Origin of the sequence: Streptomyces sp. NPDC051738 (assembly GCF_044453205.1) — a bacterium.
In the GTDB taxonomy this organism is placed as follows: Bacteria; Actinomycetota; Actinomycetes; order Streptomycetales; family Streptomycetaceae; genus Streptomyces.
The window spans coordinates 1-16502 of the sequence record NZ_JBITCM010000018.1; the positions used below are offsets into that span (position 1 = coordinate 1).

At 68.4% G+C, this 16502-nt stretch carries 15 protein-coding genes; 6 read left to right on the forward strand and 9 right to left on the reverse strand.

The annotated features are described in order from the left end of the window. Window positions 1–214: 214 nt before the first annotated feature. The gene (locus tag ACIA8X_RS34480; protein ID WP_393446441.1) at window positions 215–643 is read right to left on the reverse strand and encodes a DUF4259 domain-containing protein; all 429 of its coding nucleotides are present in this window, start codon (window positions 641–643) and stop codon (window positions 215–217) included. A gap of 162 nt (window positions 644–805) precedes the next feature. Then, a complete protein-coding gene (locus ACIA8X_RS34485) occupies window positions 806–1288 on the reverse strand; it encodes a GNAT family N-acetyltransferase (RefSeq protein ID WP_393446443.1) in 483 nt (160 codons plus the stop codon). A gap of 182 nt (window positions 1289–1470) precedes the next feature. Between ACIA8X_RS34485 and ACIA8X_RS34490 the strand changes: the two genes are divergently transcribed. Next, on the forward strand, window positions 1471–2070 hold the full coding sequence (locus tag ACIA8X_RS34490) for a chloramphenicol phosphotransferase CPT family protein (RefSeq protein ID WP_393447318.1): 600 nt from the start codon (window positions 1471–1473) through the stop codon (window positions 2068–2070). A 72-nt stretch (window positions 2071–2142) separates the two neighbouring features. Here the strand turns inward: ACIA8X_RS34490 and ACIA8X_RS34495 are convergent, their stop codons facing one another. From ACIA8X_RS34495 to ACIA8X_RS34515, 5 genes are all read right to left on the reverse strand, one after another. Then, entirely contained in the window at window positions 2143–3570 is a 1428-nt protein-coding gene (locus ACIA8X_RS34495) for a cellulose binding domain-containing protein (RefSeq protein WP_393446445.1), read from the reverse strand. A gap of 77 nt (window positions 3571–3647) precedes the next feature. Then, the gene (locus ACIA8X_RS34500) at window positions 3648–5153 is read right to left on the reverse strand and encodes a beta-N-acetylhexosaminidase (protein WP_393446448.1); all 1506 of its coding nucleotides are present in this window, start codon (window positions 5151–5153) and stop codon (window positions 3648–3650) included. A 41-nt stretch (window positions 5154–5194) separates the two neighbouring features. Further along, the gene (locus tag ACIA8X_RS34505; RefSeq protein ID WP_393447320.1) at window positions 5195–6034 is read right to left on the reverse strand and encodes a carbohydrate ABC transporter permease; all 840 of its coding nucleotides are present in this window, start codon (window positions 6032–6034) and stop codon (window positions 5195–5197) included. An 11-nt stretch (window positions 6035–6045) separates the two neighbouring features. After that, window positions 6046–7035, reverse strand: a complete 990-nt coding sequence (locus tag ACIA8X_RS34510; protein ID WP_393446450.1) for a carbohydrate ABC transporter permease — start codon at window positions 7033–7035, stop codon at window positions 6046–6048. A gap of 29 nt (window positions 7036–7064) precedes the next feature. Next, complete coding sequence (locus ACIA8X_RS34515) at window positions 7065–8333, reverse strand: extracellular solute-binding protein (RefSeq protein WP_399459939.1); 1269 nt, start codon at window positions 8331–8333, stop codon at window positions 7065–7067. 262 nt (window positions 8334–8595) lie between these two features. On the opposite strand from ACIA8X_RS34515, the gene ACIA8X_RS34520 reads away from it, so the two are divergent. Further along, window positions 8596–9435 carry a GntR family transcriptional regulator gene (locus tag ACIA8X_RS34520; RefSeq protein ID WP_393446453.1) on the forward strand — a complete coding sequence of 280 codons (840 nt, stop codon included), beginning with the start codon at window positions 8596–8598 and terminating at the stop codon, window positions 9433–9435. A gap of 123 nt (window positions 9436–9558) precedes the next feature. On the opposite strand, the gene ACIA8X_RS34525 is transcribed toward ACIA8X_RS34520, so the two are convergent. Then, the gene (locus ACIA8X_RS34525) at window positions 9559–10191 is read right to left on the reverse strand and encodes a TetR/AcrR family transcriptional regulator (protein ID WP_399459940.1); all 633 of its coding nucleotides are present in this window, start codon (window positions 10189–10191) and stop codon (window positions 9559–9561) included. Between the two features lie 316 nt (window positions 10192–10507). On the opposite strand from ACIA8X_RS34525, the gene ACIA8X_RS34530 reads away from it, so the two are divergent. From ACIA8X_RS34530 to ACIA8X_RS34540, 3 genes are all read left to right on the forward strand, one after another. Next, the gene (locus ACIA8X_RS34530) at window positions 10508–11905 is read left to right on the forward strand and encodes an MFS transporter (RefSeq protein WP_399459941.1); all 1398 of its coding nucleotides are present in this window, start codon (window positions 10508–10510) and stop codon (window positions 11903–11905) included. Beyond that, complete coding sequence (locus ACIA8X_RS34535) at window positions 11902–13125, forward strand: FAD-dependent monooxygenase (protein WP_393446459.1); 1224 nt, start codon at window positions 11902–11904, stop codon at window positions 13123–13125. The genes ACIA8X_RS34530 and ACIA8X_RS34535 overlap by 4 nt, the downstream gene beginning before the upstream one ends. A gap of 154 nt (window positions 13126–13279) precedes the next feature. Then, entirely contained in the window at window positions 13280–14320 is a 1041-nt protein-coding gene (locus ACIA8X_RS34540) for a vWA domain-containing protein (RefSeq protein WP_399459942.1), read from the forward strand. 210 nt (window positions 14321–14530) lie between these two features. On the opposite strand, the gene ACIA8X_RS34545 is transcribed toward ACIA8X_RS34540, so the two are convergent. Next, window positions 14531–15253, reverse strand: a complete 723-nt coding sequence (locus ACIA8X_RS34545; protein ID WP_393446463.1) for a dienelactone hydrolase family protein — start codon at window positions 15251–15253, stop codon at window positions 14531–14533. Between the two features lie 330 nt (window positions 15254–15583). Between ACIA8X_RS34545 and ltnD the strand changes: the two genes are divergently transcribed. Next, window positions 15584–16501 carry an L-threonate dehydrogenase gene (gene ltnD, locus ACIA8X_RS34550; RefSeq protein WP_393446465.1) on the forward strand — a complete coding sequence of 306 codons (918 nt, stop codon included), beginning with the start codon at window positions 15584–15586 and terminating at the stop codon, window positions 16499–16501. Window position 16502: the final 1 nt, after the last annotated feature.

Sequence of the window (16502 nt, forward strand, 5' to 3'; positions counted from 1 at the left end):
GATCACCACACCAACGACGAGGGGCTTCGCCACGTCACCACCACGCTGACCAACCTGTTTCACTCCTCAGACCCCAGGATGAAAGAGGTTCAGTGAGCGCGCGAAATCGCCTGATGCCCTCTTGCCGGGGTCCAGCGTGGTCGGCTGGACGTAGAAGCCGTCGTCCGGCTACAAGCAATGTCGGTCAACGAGCTCTCGGTGAGGACGATGTATGTCAGGGCGCGGTCGCCGAGCGCAGGAGGGAGATGATCCCCTCGATCCTCTCCTGTGCCTCTACCTTCCCCTGAGGCTCCTTCCAGCCGCTCCAGTACCAGCCGTCCGCCGGCAGTGCCGCTCGGAGCGCCTCGACGGCGCTCGCGGCGAGTGCGGGGCTGACGGGCTTGGCCAACCAGCAGGCGATCGACGGATAGTCCTCGTTCCTCTCGACGCGCGCGCCTGCCGGGGTGTTGGCCGCGACCACCGCCGCGGCGACGATCACCTCTTCCGGCAGCACCGATGCGGAGGGCGAGCCCGCCCCGCGCACCGCCGAGCGGAAGACAGCACTGACCGTCTCCTCACGATGCCGCTGGGACATGGCGTCGAGCTCTTCGAGGGTGTCCTCGGCGGTGTCGTTGTCAAAAGGCCCTGAGCCCCAGGTTCCCATGCCACTTCCTCTCAGCGATTGCGGCGCATTGCGGCAGATGCCCGCCGATCGGCACTTGGGTCTCCGGCTCCTTTGAATTGACGGGAGATACGGCTTTGGACCCCAATGCCATCCCATCGTTGCTGCGCGCGAGGTCGGCGATCGACGACGAGATGCAGACGCCTACAGTGGAATTCCCAAGGTCACCGACTTGGCCGCGAAGCCGTTGCGCTCATAGAAACGGATAGCCTCCGTGTTGCTCGAGTACGCCGTGACCTCCGCGAGCCCCGCATACTTCTCCTTCGCCCAGACTGTGAACTCGCGGACCAGGCGCCCGCCGATCTGTTCCCGGCGATGGGCGGGCTGCACATACATACTCACCAGCGTCGCGACCCTGACCGGCTTCATCGCAGACGCCTCGGCCACCAAACCGGTGAGATGGCCGACGACCTCGCCGTCTCGATCGGCAACGAGCAGCAGTCGGTCAGGATCGTCAATGCCGGAGGCGAAACGCCGAGGTCCGTGCTCGCGCGGCCAGTCGATGTTGATGTCCGGATCACGGGTCCCCGCGTCCTCGGCGAACAGGGCACGACTGCACGCCACCAAACCTTCTACATCCGCATGCTCTGCCTTGCGGACGACCACCTCATGCCATTGATCACTCATGGGCCGCGACACTACCGACCGTCACGGACGCGTCGCTCGACACCTCAGCCGATCCCAGAAGAACAGGCCAATCCCCGAGGTGACTGAACGAACTGGCACACGCTGAAAGGCCATGAGCCATGATGATCAAATCTCATCGGTCGGCAGCGAAAGGAGTCGAGGTGTCCGTGGTAGGTGACGGCCTGGCCGTTGGAGCCGAGTGCGATACCGGCCCCGCTGTGTCTCGGGGCGGGCGGATCATCTTCCTGAACGGTACGTCCAGCTCCGGGAAGTCGAGTATCGCCAGAGAACTTCTACAGGTTCTGGACGAGCCGTACTTCCACATGCCCGTGGACGCCTTCCATGCCATGCGGTCCCACTGCGAGGTGACGCCGGATGAACTGCGCGGTGTCCTTCGGCGCACGTGGATGGGGTTCCACCGTGCGGTCGCCGGCATGGCCGCGAGCGGCAACAACGTGGTGGTGGACCACGTGCTGAGCGAGCAGTGGCGCCTGCTGGACTGCCTCGGGCTGTTCGCTCCCGGGGACGTCGTTCTCGTCGGTGTGCGCTGTTCGCCGCAGGAGCTGGAACGGCGTGAGCGGGAGCGTGGTGATCGCCCGATGGGTCTGGCGGCCCGTCAGCTGAAACAGGTTCACGCCCATGGCCTGTACGACATCGAGTGCGATACGGACACCGACAGCGCAGCAGACTGTGCCCTGCAGATCAGGGACTTTCTGCCGCAGCGGCCGACTCTCACAGCGTTCGAGCAGCTCAGGGCCAGGCTCCGCCCCGATCTACCGTGATCGGCAGCTGGAGTAGTGGACGGTTGGGCGCCGGGCCCGGTGCCCCGCAGGGCCCGGCGCCGTGTACTGGGATCAGCTGCTGGGGACGGTGTCCTCGAACGTGGTGCCCGCGCTGCGGTACGTCGTCACCTGGGCCGCGACCTGGGCCGGCGTGAGGACCTGGTCCTTGACGTGCAGGACGTAGTCGACCTGCTCGTCGTACGCCCGCGCGGTGGTGCTGGTCAGGCCGCCGAAGTCGATCAGCCACTGGTTGAAGTTGATCGACATCGGCCGCTCCGGCAGGTACGCGGAGTCATGGGTGCCGAAGAGCTGGCCGTCGATGTAGTACTTGATGCTGCTGTTGTCGATGGTGAGCACCAGGTCGTGCCAGCCGGCGTAGCTCTGGCGGCTCTCGGTGTGCTGGTTGACCGCCACCCACGGGTCGGCCTGGTACGTCTCCCAGGACGTCGTGTAGAGGATGTTGGACGGCTCGCCCCAGCCGCCGTTGGGCAGGTACTCGAAGTCGTACTCGGCGTAGTCGTCCGCCATCGGCGCCGTGAGGTCGTTGATGGTGAAGAACGTCTGGACGAGGTGGTCGCCGTCCGGCCCGTACTTGGGCGCGTCGCTGAACTTGACCCGGGCCGCGTAGGTGCCGTTCTTGAACTTCCTCGCCTGAGTGAGGATCTCGGTGTGCTCGGTGCTCGCCCCGGTGCCGGCGGTCGAGGTCTCCAGGTTCATCACGGAGTTGCCGCTCGTGGTGGCGAAGGTGACGTTCTCGGGCGCCCAGGTCGCGCCGGAGACGCCGGGGCCACCGGAGTTGGAGCGCACGCTCCAGCCGTTCGCCGAGATCCTCGGGTCGCTGTGGCTGCTGTAGTTGAAGTCGTCGAACAGGGTGGCGGCGTCCGCCGGAGGGTCGGTCGGCGGGTCGGTGGGCGGGTCTGTCGGCTCGTTGCCCTCGGGGGCCGTGCCCCACAGGGTGGTGCCGGCCAGCTGCGCCGTGACCTTGGACCAGTCGCCGTACGACGTCTGCGATGCGCCGAAGGAGTAGTCGTCGCTCTGGTTCAGCGAGGCCCACGTCGACTGGTGGAAGCGCAGCTGCAGGTCGCCGGTGTCGGCGCCCGGAGCGAGTGAACCGGCACCCGAGGTGAAGCCGATCTCCAGGTAGCGGTCGGCGGTGGCGGTCGGGTTGGCGAGCGTACCGAAGGTGCCCGTGACGTTGGCGCAGCCCTTGACGGCCCAGGAACAGGCGAAGCGGTAGGTCGCGCTCGCGGAGTCGGCCTTGAAGTAGTAGCGGATCTTGACGTTCTGCAGTTGCACGCTCGTGTCGCCGGTGTTCTTCACCTTGAACCAGGGTTCGGCCTGGTCGGCGGTGGCTCCCGCGGCGCTCGTCCGGTACTGGACGTTCAGCCTCTCTCCGGCCGCGCTCGCGGTGGCCGGGAGTGCGGTGAGCGCGGCGGCGCCCATGGCCACCGCGACGGCGGCGGATGCGGTGGCGCGCAGCCGGTTCTTCGCGAATCTCATGGTTGTTCCTCTCCAGAAGGGTGGGGTGGTTCCGGAATGGGACGGGGGTTCGGGGTGGTGCTGTCAGGGCTGGTGCTTCAGGGGTGGCGCTGGACGCCGAGCGCGTCGAGCCGGGCCGTGTGCCCGTCGAGGCGGGACCGGAAGTCGGCCCAGTCGGTGGCGCCGCTCCAGCCGCGGTCGGCGAGGGCGCACAGGCGCGGGTAGGTGAGGTACTCGATGTGGGCGGGCGTCGTGACGAACTCGGTCCACAGCTGGGCCTGGGTGCCGAGGACCTTTCCCGCTACGACCCCGTCCGCGACCTCGGGTACAGGGTCGTGGGCATGGACGGCGCGCAGATCCACGACGGCTCCGGGCTGGGCCGGCGGCTCGTGCGGGGCGTCGGACTGGGCGTAGTCGAGGTAGGTGGCCCGGTGGTACGCGCTGACCACAGGGTGGCCGCGACGGGCCGCCGCCAGGGTGTGGGCCGAGTCGCGCCAGGTCATCACCGTGAAGTCGAGGGGCAGTTCGGCACCGGTCTCCGCCCAGCCGACCGGGCGGCGGCCGTGCCGGATGAGGAAGTCGCCGACCTGTCCGAGGAACCAGCCGTGCAGGGCCTCGGGGTGCGGCAGGCCCTCCGCCGCGGCCCGTTCGCGTGCGGCGGCACTTCGCGTCCACTCGGTGGTGGGGCACTCCTCGCCGCCGACATGGATGTACGGCGAGGGGAAGACGTCCATCACCTCGTCCAGGACGGTGCGGCAGAAGTCGAGGACTTCGTCGTGGACGCCGAGGACGGTGCCGCACACGCCCCAGCGTGTCCAGACGTCGAGGGTGCGCTCCGGGTGGTTGCCCAGTTGGGGGTAGGCGGCGAGGGCGGCGCGTACATGCCCGGGCATCTCTATCTCCGGCACGACGGTGACGCCGCGCGCGGCCGCGTACCGGACCAGGCCGTCGAGTTCGGCCCGCGTGTACGAGCCGCCGTGCGGAATGCCGTCGTACGTGCCGCTGCCGGCCGGGCCGTTCTGGGACTCGGCGCGGTGGCCGCCGATCTCGGTGAGCTTGGGGTAGGCGGCGATCGGCATGCGCCAGCCCTGGTCGTCGGTGAGATGCAGGTGGAACACGCTGATCTTGTGCAGGGCCAGCACGTCGACGTATCGGCGCAGGTAGGAGACGGGTTGGAAGTGGCGTGCCACGTCCAGCATCGCGCCGCGCCAGGGGTGACGGGGGACGTCGCGGATGTCGGCGCACGGCAGCGGCCACCGTGTTTCGGGCTGCGGGATCGCCGACAGGGCCTGCGGAGGGAGGAGTTGACGGATCGTCTGGATGCCGCGCAGCAGGCCCGTGGGGTGCGCGGCGCACAGCAGCACGGCATGCGGGTCGATGGTGAGGACGTATCCCTCTTCGCCGAGCCCGGAGTCGAGCGCCAGGGTGAACTGGCCGTCCGGGGACGGTCGTAGGGACAGTCCGGTGGCGGGGGCGAGCAGGGTGCGCAGCAGTTCCGCGGCCGGTTCGGTGCCTGCCCCGAGCCGCAGAGTGGTGTCGGGGTCGAGCGTGAAGTGGCCGGGCCTGAACACGGCCTCGGTGGGGCGGGGTACGAGGGCGGGCATGCGTCGCCTCCGGAACGGGGTCGCGGGGGTGGGTGTGAGGGTCAGCCCTTGACTGCGCCGGCCGCGAAGCCGGAGGTGACGTGGCGCTGGAGCAGCAGGAACACCACGAGCGCCGGGGCGGCGAAGAGGGTCGAGGCGGCCATGGTGGCGCCCCAGTCGGTGCCGAAGACGTTCTGGAACGAGGACAGCCACACGGGCAGGGTGCGGTTGTCCTGCTGCTTGATGATCAGGAAGTTGGCGTACGTGAACTCGTTCCAGGCGGTGATGTAGCCGAACAGCGAGGTGGCCATCAGGCCCGGTGCCAGCAGTGGGAACGCCACGCGCCGGAATGCGCCGAACCGGGTGCAGCCGTCGACCTGGGCGGCCTCCTCCAACTCCGGCGGGACCGTGGCGATGAAGCCGCGCAGGACGATGACGGTGAAGGGCAGCGTCATCATGAAGTAGACGAGGGTCAGGGTCGGCAGCCGGTCGAGCATGTCGGTGTCGCGGGAGATGATGTAGACCGGGATGATCAGTGACTCCCAGGGTGCCATCTGGGCGATGAAGACCATGAGCATGAACTGCCGGCGCCCCTTCCACTTCAGCCGGGCGACCGCGTAGGCGGCGCCGAGCGCGATGACGAGGGCAAGCAGGACGGCGCTCAGCGTGACGAGGATGCTGTTGCGCCAGAACAGGCCGAAGCCGTCGGCGCCGACGGCGGTGCGGAAGTGGTCGAGCGTCCAACTCTCCGGGATGAACCGGGGGCTGTCGGACTGGATGTCGCGGGTCGGTGTGAGCGCGGTGGCGGCCATCCAGTAGACCGGGAACAGGCAGACCACGACCGTGACGACGGCGGCGGCGTTCAGGGGCAGGCGGCGGATGCGGGGACGGGTCGTGCTCATACGCGCCGTACTCATGCGAGCTCGTCCTCCTGGCGGAACATCTGGCGGAAGTAGAAGACGAGCACGCCCGACATCAGCACGACGGTGACCATGGAGGCCGCCGATCCGAGGTCGTAGCGCTGGCTCGACAGGGCGGTCTGCACCGCGTACACGGGCAGGATCGTGGTCGCGTCGCCGGGCCCGCCGTTGGTCATCACCCAGATCTGGACGAACGCCTTGAAGGTCCAGATCACTTCGAGCGAGAACACGAGCATGAAGATCGGCCGGACCATCGGGAAGGTGAGGGAGCGGAAGATCCGCGGCCCCGACGCTCCGTCGAGCCGCGCCGACTCGTACAGCTCGGTGGGGACGGTGGTGAGGGCCGAGTACAGGGTGATCGCCGCGAAGGGTACGGACTGCCACACGACGAGTACGACCACGATGGCGAAGGCGGCCGGGCCGTGCGCGAACCACGGATAGCGGTCGAAGGACCCGAACCCCAGGCCGGTCAGGACCGAGTTGACGATGCCGAACTCCGAGTGGAACAGCCACTGGAAGACGGTGGTCGCCGAGATGACGGGCATCGTCCAGGTCAGCACCAGCGCGCTGAGGACCGTGGTCCGGCCGAACCGGCCCAGTCGCTCGATCATGAGCGCGACCAGCGTGGACAAGGTCATGATCAGGACGACGCTGATCGCCATGAAGAGGAAGGTGCGGCGCACGACCTCCCAGAAGTGGCCGTCGCCCAGCAGCTTCTCGTCGTTCTCGAATCCGACGAACCGCGCGTCGCCCACGATGAGTTGGCGCAGCCCGAAGTCCTGGAGCGATATCACCACGGCGCGGACCAGGGGATATACGAGGAGGTAGAGCGTGCCGAGGACGGCGGGTGCGATCAGGACGTACGGCCAGATCGCGCGGCCGGTGGTCTTCGACGGGCGGTGCGGTCCGCGGCCGGTGGAGCGCCGGGGTGGGGCGGTGCCGAGTGGGGGGCGGGGGGCGGTCTGCTCTCGGACGGCCGACACGGCGCTCCTCCTTCCGGTGCGTGGACGGTTCAGGAGCCGGAGTTCATCGCCGTGGTGATGGCTTCGGACGCGGTGACGGCTTCTTGCCGCGGGTCGCCTCCGGTGAGTACGGCCGTCATGTAGTCCTTGATCGGGTTCTTGGCCTCGACGGCTGCCCAGCCGGGGCTGTTGGGCGTGGCGTGGCCCTCGGCGGCGCCGACCGCCATGGCCGCGGCGCCCGGGTCGGCGGCGACCGCGTCGGCGAGGGTGGTCTTGTTCGGGACGTAGCTCATGGCGACGGCGAGCTTCTTCTGCCAGGTGTCGCCGGTGAGTTCCTTGATGAAGGTGTAGGCCGCGTCCTGCTTGGTGGAGGCCGTGGGGATGACGAGGTCGGAGCCGCCGGTGAAGACCGCGCCGGGTGCGCCGGCGGTCTTGCCCGGGATCGGGAAGAAGCCGAGCTTGCCCTTCAGTTCGGGGTTGTTCTCGATGACCGTGCCCGCGCCGCCGGGAGTAGAGATGACCTGGGCGACCTTTCCCTTGGCCATGACGTCCGCCTGCGGAGGGCCGGCCTCGTCGGAGTCCTTCGGGCCCCTGCCGAGGGCCTGGAGCTTCTCGTAGAACTCCATGCCGCGGAGCGCCTCGGGGGTGTCCAGGCTGCCCTTCCACTTGCCGCCGGACTCGGTGGCGAGGTCGCCGCCCTCGTCCCAGACGAAGCCCGCGAGGGTGTACCAGTTCTGGCCCGGCAGATAGATGCCCTGCGTGTCACCGGTGTTGAGCTTCTCGGTGGCGGCGATCCACTGGTCGCGGGTCTTGATGGCGGCCGCGTCGATGCCCGCCTCCTTGAAGAGGTCGGTGCGGTAGATGACGACGCGGTTGGCGGCGTAGTACGGAATGCCGTACTGCTTGCCCTCGTAGGCGCCCGGCTCGGCGAGTCCCTTCAGCCAGTCCTTCCCGCCGAGTTCGTCGACCTTGTCGCTGAGGTCGAGCAGGCCCCCGCTCTGCGCGAACTGGGCGACCTGGGTGTTGCCGGTCTCGATGACGTCCGGTGCGTCGTTGCTGGCGAGGGCCGCCGTGACCTTCTCACCGATCCCGTCCCACTCCTGGATCTGCACCTTGACCTTGATGTCCGGGTGTGCGGCCTCGAAGCCCTCGACGAAGTCCGTCTGGAACTGGGCCGAGACGCTGTCGCGCATCAGCCAGACGTCGATGGTGGAACTCCCGCCGGGGCCGTCGTCGGAGGCATCGGAGGAGCTACTGCAGGCACTCAGCCCGACCGTCGTCACGAGCACGGACACACCGGCAAACAAGCGGAGCTTCACGGTTCACCTCTGGAGGACAGGACCTGACCACCTGACCAGTGAAGTCCACTGGACAGCTCACCTGTTGATGTGGGGACGAAGGTGGCATAGACCAATCGAGGGCGTCAACCCCCTGCGTTTCTAAGGGCTTTAGCGCGCAGGCCAGTCAGAACATGGACGATCACCGTGCGGCGGCAGTTACACTTCCCTCGCCAAGAGGGCAGTTGCGGAAGACCACTGGTCAACTGGTCAACCGGGGATTCCGTGCATGAGGGAGTGCGACATGAAGGCCGACGAGCCAGGTGCGGTGCTCAAACGGGAGCGAGTTCGCGACTTCATCCTCGACCTCGTCGAGTCGCACCGCCCGGGAGACGCGATCCCCTCCGAGCGTTCCCTGTGCGCCCGCCTGGGCGTGTCCCGTCCGACCCTTCGCGCGGCGGTCGACGAGCTCGTCGCCGCGGGTCTGCTGGTTCGGGAACACGGCCGCGGCATGTTCGTGGCACCGGAGAAGATCACCCAGGAACTCGTCTCCGGTCAGCAGGCCATGACCGTGCCTCAGGCGTCCGGAACCTGGTCGAGCCGCCTGCTGGAGTTCACGACCATCCCGGCAGGCGCGCGCGTGGGCCGCAAGCTGCGCATCTCCCCCGCCGCCGAGATCGTGTACGTAGCACGGCTGCGCCTCGTCGACGGCGCCCCGATGGCCATCGAGCATCTGCACATCAAGGCCGATCTGGTCCCCACCCTGTCCGCCGAGGAACTGGAAGCCGGCGACCTGTACGAGCACCTTCGCGAACAGCATGGCGTGCACGTCCATGAGGCCGTACAGGCGATCGAGCCGACCGTCGTCACCCGCGCCGAGGCCGAGCTGCTCGAGGTGCCCGAGTTGTCCCCGGCGCTGCTCTTCGAGCGGCTCACCTCGGACACCACGGGTCAGCCCGTCGAATACGTCCACTCGATCTACCGCGGCGACCGCTACCGCATCGTCTCCCGGCTCACCCTCGGCCCCTCGGCCACCGTGGCACCGGCCCAGCTCGGACACCACCCCGGCATCCCCCCGGGCGACTTCGCCCACCGCGACACCATCGCGTCCTCCACACGCGGGGACATCCAGTCGGCACCGTGAGCCAACGCGGTTTCCCGGTGAGGCGTGGGCGGAGGGGCAGCCGGCGAGTACCGGCCCTTCCTCAACGCTGCACCACGGCCATCTGCGCCACCCGCGGCCGCCCTCTTTCGCGCCGCCCCAGCCCTACCCGGTTCGGTATGCCCGGAGAAAGGTCCGCACTCCCTCGACGATGAGCGTCCGGACGCGGGTGTCCTCCGCGGCGTTCGCGGAACCGAGCCTGTCCAGCGCGACACCGAAGGTCAGCGCGATGAACTGGTCGGCCGCGAGTCGGGGGTCGGGGACGTCGAGCAGCCCGGCCTCACCGAAGGCCGCGAGCCGCTCGGCAAGTGCCTCGTCGGGAGTGTCGGCCATGGAGTTGTAGCCCCGGTGCGGCAGGTGGCCTGATTCCGCCCGGACCAGTCGTTGAAGCGTCGCGTACTCCGCCGAGTCGAGCATGTCGGTCGAGATGCGCATCGAGAACGTGACCAGGGCGTCCTCGAGTTCGGCGACCTCGGTGAGATCGGTGAGGGTGTCGTCGAGGGTGCGCCGGATCGTGGTGATCATTGACTGGCCGATCGAGTCGACGACCGCTTGCAGCAGCGTCTGCTTGTCGCCGAAGTAGTCGTAGACCGTCCGCTTGGACACCTCGGCCCGGGCGGCGACCGCGTCGACGCTGGACCGGTCGAAGCCGTCGGCGAGGAACAGTTCCCGGGCCGCCGAGAGGATGGCTGCCCGCTTCCGGGTGGACCCCTCGCGCAGGGTCTTCGTGGTCGGCATGGGCACATCTTAACCGTTCTACACTGCACGGTGTAGTGTAGTGTCGACTCGTGACGCACCGCAGTCGTGCACCACAGTCGTGCACCGCACTTGTGCACCCGCTCCGCCTGGCGGAGCCGTGCATGCGCCAACTCGGTTACCGCCTCCCCGGGTTCAGCCCGCGGGACGACCTCGGACCTGTCCACAACGCTCCATGCACACCGCGCCCCGCGCGAACAGGCCGCCTGGTCCGCGCCGGGCGGACCCGGCAAGGCGGCAGCGCTACAGGTACGACCGACCTCCTACTCGCCGCCCGGCAATGAAGGAAAGGACGTCCATGACCGCAACTCTGGCTCCCCCGGTCCGCATCGGGAAGGCCGCTGTCGGAGCCCTCGGCATGCTGGCAGTCGCCACCGGCGCCTTGGAGTCGGTGGTGGCACCGACGCTTCCGCTCCTGCAACGCGAGCTGGACATGAGTACCGCCGAAGGGGCGTTGCTCAGCATCATGCTTCTCATCACCGGCGCGCTCGTCACACCGGTCGCGGGCAAGTTAGGCGACCGCTACGGCGGAAAACGGATCCTGATCCGGCTGATGGCGGTGGTCTCGGCCGGTGGTCTGGTGTCCGCCCTGGCGCCGAACCTGCCGGTGCTGCTGCTCGGGCAAGTACTGCAGGGGGCGATGGTGGGCGCGCTGCCCCTGTCGTTCATCCTCGTGCGCAAACACCTCCCCGCGGGCGAGGCGAAGGTGGCCATCGGGATGGTCAGCGGGTTGCTCGTCGGGGGCGGGATGACGGGCACACTGGCCGCCGGGCCCGTGGCGGAAGGGCTGTCCCGACACTGGATGTTCGCGCTGCCGACGATCGCGGTCATCGGGGCCACCCTGCTGGTGAACAGGCTGATGCCACATGATCCGCCGGGCCGGTCGGACGACGCCGGGATCGACTGGCCCGGACTGGTTCTCCTGAGCGGGACGCTGGTCACGCTCATGCTCGTCCTCGCGCTGGCGCCCGACATCGCCTCGCAGCCACTCCTGCTCGCCGCCCTCATCGTGGCTCTGGCCGCCTTCGCGACCGGATGGACAGCCGTCGAACGTCGCGCGGCCTCGCCGATGGTCGATCTGCGCATGCTGGCACGGCCCGCGGTATGGAAGTCGTCCGTACTGACGTTCGTGATCTGCGTCGGAACCGCGATGGCGGTCCATCTCCTCCCGCAACTGTTCGCCGTGCCCACCGACGAGTACGGCTTCGGGGCGAGCGCCACCGAGATCGGCTTCTTCCTGCTGCCCGGCGTCGTGGCCGCGTCGCTGGCCGGGCCGATCAGCGGGATCGGGGCGCGGCGCTTCGGCTCGCGTGCCGTGGTCACCGCCGGGATCGTCATCATGGCCGTAGGCCTGGTCGCCCTGGCAGCCGTGCACACCGAGGTCTGGCACCTCGTCATCGGCAAGGCGATGATCGCGCTGGCCAACGGCCTGTGCGTCACGGCGCTGGTGACGAGCACCGCCACCTCCGTCGATCAGAGTGACACCGGCATCGCCACCAGCCTGGTCCTGGTGACGCGCGTGGTCGGCTACGCCGTGGGTGTGCAGGTCAGTGCCGCGATCCTCACCGCCGGGACCCCTTCCGGATCGGCTGTCCCGGCCGAATCGGCCTTCGTCACCGGCTTCGTCATAGCCGGCGCCGTCACGGCGCTGTCCCTGCTTGTCGCCCGCACCATGAGCAAAGGAGTCAAGGAATGACCCGTACCGATCTGTCGAGGGATATCCGTACGACTCCGAGGCGCAAAGTCCTGATATCCGGGGCCGGCGTCGCGGGGCCCGCCCTCGCGTTCTGGCTGAACCGCTGCGGATTCGCGGTCACGGTGGTCGAGAAGGCGGGCGCGCCTCGTGGCGGTGGCTACCCCATCGACGTGCGCGGCACCGCACTCGAGGTCGTCCGGAGGATGGGAATCCTGCCGCGACTGCAGGACGCGCACATCGACCTGCGCCGGCTGACCTTCCTCGACGGGGACGGCAGCGAGGTGACCTCGGTCAAGCCGCACTCCGTCACCGGCGGTGTCGCGGGACGGGATCTGGAGGTGCGGCGCGGGGATCTGACCGAGGCACTCCACACGGCGGTCCGTGACGACGTGGAGTTCTTGTTCAACGACTCCATCGACACCCTCGACCAGTCGTCCGGCCACGGGGTCGACGTCACCTTCCGCGGGGGCAGCAGGCGTACGTTCGACATGGTGTTCGGCGCGGACGGCCTGCACTCACGTACCCGCGCGTTCCTGTTCGGGCCCGAAGAGCAGTTCCATCGATACCTCGGCTACTGCTTCGCCGGATTCACGATGCGCAACACCTTCGGGCTTTCCGACGAGCTCTTGATGTGGAACACGCCGGGCAGGGCGGCGGCGCTCTACGCCGTGGGGGGCAACGACGACGTGCACGCCCTCCTGAACTTCGCCCACCCGGAACCGCCGTTCGACGCGTTCCGGAACCCGGAAGCCCAACGGGACCTGGTCGCCGCGGTCTTCGCCGACGCGGGATGGGAGGTCCCGGGCATGCTTGCCGCCATGCGTGACGCGGATGACCTGTTCTTCGACGGGGTCAGCCAGATCCGCATGCCCCGCTGGTCCAGCGGCAGGGTCGCGCTGGTGGGCGACGCCGCGTACGCACCCTCGTTCCTTACCGGACAGGGCTCCAGCCTCGCACTCGTCGGCGCGTACATGCTCGCCGGTTCCCTGGCCGACCGTGACCACACCGCGGGCTTCGCCGCCTACGAACACCACACCCGTGAGTTTGTGACCGCGAACCAGGATCAGGTCGGCGAGGGCGACGCCACGCTCTTCCCGACCACCGCCCGGGGCCTGGAGCAGCGCAACGACATGCTGCGCAATCTAAGCGCCATGCCCTCCCCGGAGGGACGACCGGCCCATTCGGCCCTCACCCTGCCCGAGTTCATGCCCCTGACGTGAGCCCGGCCGCGCGCGCCGTTGACGGGGGTCACCGGCGGTGGGGGTCGGCGGTGCGGACCCGGTTCCGGTCGCTCTGAGCAGCCCGGGACCAAGATCGATTGTCAGTGGTGGGTGGGACGATAGGAGCATCGAGTCGGAAGTAGGGGGAGCTGTCTTGTCCGGAAGCCAGAACTACATCAATCACGTTGCTCTTGTGCTGGATGCCAGTTCGTCCATGTCGCACCTGAGCCGCAAGGTCGTCGAAGTCGCCGACCAGCAGATCGCCTATCTGGCGCGCCGATCACAGGAACTGGACCAGGAAACCCGCGTCACGGTGTACGTGTTCGCGGACAAGGTGGAATGCGTCATCTACGACAAGGACGTGCTGCGGATGCCGTCCCTGAAGCAGCTGTACCGGGTCGGTGGCATGACAGCGCTGCTGGCAGCCACGCTCAAGTCGCAGCAGGAGCTGGCGCAGACCGCTCAACTGTATGGCGACCACAGCTTCCTGACGTTCGTGCTCACCGACGGGCAGGAGAACGCGAGTCATCGCTGCCCGGATGCCCCGGCCAGGAATCCGCGTGAACTGGTCAAGGCCGTGGCCGAGATGATGGCAACACAGGAGGACAACTGGACCCTGGCCGTCCTCGTGCCGGACCAGATGGGCAAGCGCGAGGCCATGCAGGGCGGGTTCCCGAAGGACAACATCGCCATCTGGGACGCCACGAGCACACAGGGTCTGGAGGAGGCCGGACAGGTCATCCAGCAGGCCACCGAGAAGTTCATGGTGGGCCGCGCCCAGGGCATCCGCGGATCACGGGCCGTGTTCTCCACCGGTGCGGAAGCGGTCAACAAGAACACCATCAAGGCTGCCGGCCTCACCCCGGTGGACCCGTCCGCGTACCAGCTGATCCCGGTGGCTCGTGACGCGGCGATCCGGGAGTGGGTCGTCGAATGCGGGCACACCTACCGCACGGGGGGTGCGTTCTATCAGCTGAGCAAGTCGGAGACGGTCCAGGCGCGGAAGCAGATCGCAGTGCTGGAGAAGAAGACGGACCGGGTGTACACGGGGCCCGAGGCGCGCGCCCTGCTCGGCCTGCCGGACGTGGAAATCCGCGTCAAGCCGGACCACAACGACGACTTCACCATCTTCGTGCAGAGCACCAGCGTGAACCGGAAGCTCGTACCGAACACGCGGCTCCTGCTGATGCTCTGACGCCTTGGAAACGCCGTCGGGTCACGGAGGATCATGCCGGGCAGCCGTCAAACGCCGCCGTACCCTCAAGGCCGGGCTTGGGCTGTACAGCACCGTGTTGTTGTGCCTGACGGTGCTGCACAGCCCGGCTTCACAGCAGGGACTTGTCCTCGATGAGCGGCCTCCTGGCCGACACCGCCTACCCTCTGGTGTCGGCCGGACGGCCCGGCCTCACTTCAGGTGCCGGCCGAAGAACCGGTTCCCGTCGTCCACCTCGAACCACGGGGTGCCGGTGTGCCCGCCCATATTGGCGTGCAGCGTCTTTTCCTTGGTGCCGAAGGCGTCGAACAAGTCCAGGGCGCGCTGCCGGGGGTTGCCCTCGTCGTCCCACTGCAGCAGGAACAGCAGCGGAATGGTGACCTGCCGGGCCTCCTCGCGCTGGGCGCGGGGCACGTAACCCCCGGCGAAGAAACCGGCGGCCGCGATGCGCGGTTCGGTCACCGCAAGGCGGATGCCGACGGCGGTCCACCCCGAGTACCCGACCGGGCCGCCGATCTCGGGCAGCGCAAGGAGGGCGTCCAAGGTGGTCTGCCAGTCCGGGGCCGCCTGTTCGACCAGCTGGCCGACGAGGGACTCGAAGATCTCGTCGACCGGCTCGCCGGCCCGCATCGCCCGACGGAGGTCGGCGCGGGCCTCCTCGTCGGCGGCGGAACGGGGCCGGTCGCCGCACCCTGCGGCGTCGATGGCGGCCACCGCATAGCCGTACGCCGCGGAGTGCCGGGCCCGGGCCACCAGCCGCGGTTCCCGCTTGGGCAGGCCGTTGTTGTGGGCCATCAGGATCAGCGGAGTTGGTGCGGCGGATTCAGGCATCCACAGGGTGCCGGGGATCTCGCCGAGGGTGAATTCGCGTTCGAGGACGCCGTCGTCGAGGCGTTGCTCGGAAGTGACGTGCATGGTCGTGCCTTTCGGGAGTGCGCTTGGAACGGCGCTCCCGGACGACCTAGCGTCCGACCGTGACCCCGAAGGGGAGCACCCATGTCGATACTGCGTTCACGGGTACCACCTCCTCGTTCTCTCGCACGGCCTCCGGAAAACTAGCAGTGGCCGCCGTGGCCCGCCAACGGGTTTTGCGGGGGCTCCGCGGGCGGATGCCATCGAGCCACCCTCCACATGTGACGGGCATCACAGCACACAAATCAATGTCCTCAGGTCATCATATGACCTGATCTCCACGAGCGGTGAGCTTGAGCCGACGCGCTCCGGACAACACAGACGAGGATGGGCATGGACGACCAGAACAAGCCCGAACGGCCGCGCGTGGGCGTGGTCGGGCTAGGGGCCATGGGCCTCGGGATGGCCCACAGCCTGCGCGCCGCGGGCTACGACGTCGGGGTCCACGACCTGCGAACGGATGTGGCCGCAGCCTTCGCGCGTGGCGGCGGGACGGCGTTCGCCTCCTGCGGTGAGCTGGCGGCCGCGGTGGATGTCCTGGTCGGCGTGGTGGTCAATGCGGCGCAGGTCGAGTCCGTGCTGTTCGGTACGGACGGGGCGGCCGAACGGCTCCGGCCGGGCGCCGTCTTCGTGATGTGCTCCACGGTCGATCCGAGCTGGTCGGCCGAGCTTGAGGGACGCCTGGCCGAGAAGGGTGTGCTCTACCTGGACGCCCCCATCTCCGGTGGCGCCGTCCGTGCGGCGGCCGGCGAGCTCACCATGATGACGTCGGGCTCTGCCGCGGCGTACTCCGTGGCCGACCCGGTGCTGGAGGCCATGAGCAGCACCGTCTACCGGCTGGGCGACCGCGCCGGACTCGGCTCGAAGGTCAAGATCGTGAACCAGCTGCTCGCGGGCGTGCACATCGCCGCAGCGGCCGAGGCGATGGCCCTCGGCATCAAGGCGGGTGTTCCCGCCGAGGCGCTCTACGAGGTCATCACGCACAGCGCCGGCAACTCGTGGATGTTCGAGAACCGCATGGCGCACGTGCTCGCCGGTGACTACACACCTCTTTCCGCCGTCGACATCTTCGTCAAGGACCTTGGGCTCGTGCTGGACTCCGCAAGGCCCGAACGGTTCCCGCTGCCGCTCGCCGCCACCGCCCACCAGATGTTCCTCCAGGCGTCGGCGTCCGGGCTGGGGGCCGAGGACGACAGCGCGGTCATCAAGATCTTCCCGGGCGTCGACCTGCCCAAGCCGGCGGAGGCCTGAC

Excerpts from the sequence above, each read along its gene's own strand:
- ACIA8X_RS34520 (WP_393446453.1), top strand. The coding sequence starts at position 8,596 with ATGAAGGCCGACGAGCCAGGTGCGGTGCTCAAACGGGAGCGAGTTCGC.
- ACIA8X_RS34480 (WP_393446441.1), bottom strand. The coding sequence starts at position 643 with ATGGGAACCTGGGGCTCAGGGCCTTTTGACAACGACACCGCCGAGGAC.
- ACIA8X_RS34545 (WP_393446463.1), bottom strand. The coding sequence starts at position 15,253 with ATGCACGTCACTTCCGAGCAACGCCTCGACGACGGCGTCCTCGAACGC.
- ACIA8X_RS34495 (WP_393446445.1), bottom strand. The coding sequence starts at position 3,570 with ATGAGATTCGCGAAGAACCGGCTGCGCGCCACCGCATCCGCCGCCGTC.
- ACIA8X_RS34530 (WP_399459941.1), top strand. The coding sequence starts at position 10,508 with ATGACCGCAACTCTGGCTCCCCCGGTCCGCATCGGGAAGGCCGCTGTC.
- ltnD (WP_393446465.1), top strand. The coding sequence starts at position 15,584 with ATGGACGACCAGAACAAGCCCGAACGGCCGCGCGTGGGCGTGGTCGGG.
- ACIA8X_RS34525 (WP_399459940.1), bottom strand. The coding sequence starts at position 10,191 with ATGCCGACCACGAAGACCCTGCGCGAGGGGTCCACCCGGAAGCGGGCA.
- ACIA8X_RS34500 (WP_393446448.1), bottom strand. The coding sequence starts at position 5,153 with ATGCCCGCCCTCGTACCCCGCCCCACCGAGGCCGTGTTCAGGCCCGGC.
- ACIA8X_RS34485 (WP_393446443.1), bottom strand. The coding sequence starts at position 1,288 with ATGAGTGATCAATGGCATGAGGTGGTCGTCCGCAAGGCAGAGCATGCG.
- ACIA8X_RS34505 (WP_393447320.1), bottom strand. The coding sequence starts at position 6,034 with ATGAGCACGACCCGTCCCCGCATCCGCCGCCTGCCCCTGAACGCCGCC.
- ACIA8X_RS34535 (WP_393446459.1), top strand. The coding sequence starts at position 11,902 with ATGACCCGTACCGATCTGTCGAGGGATATCCGTACGACTCCGAGGCGC.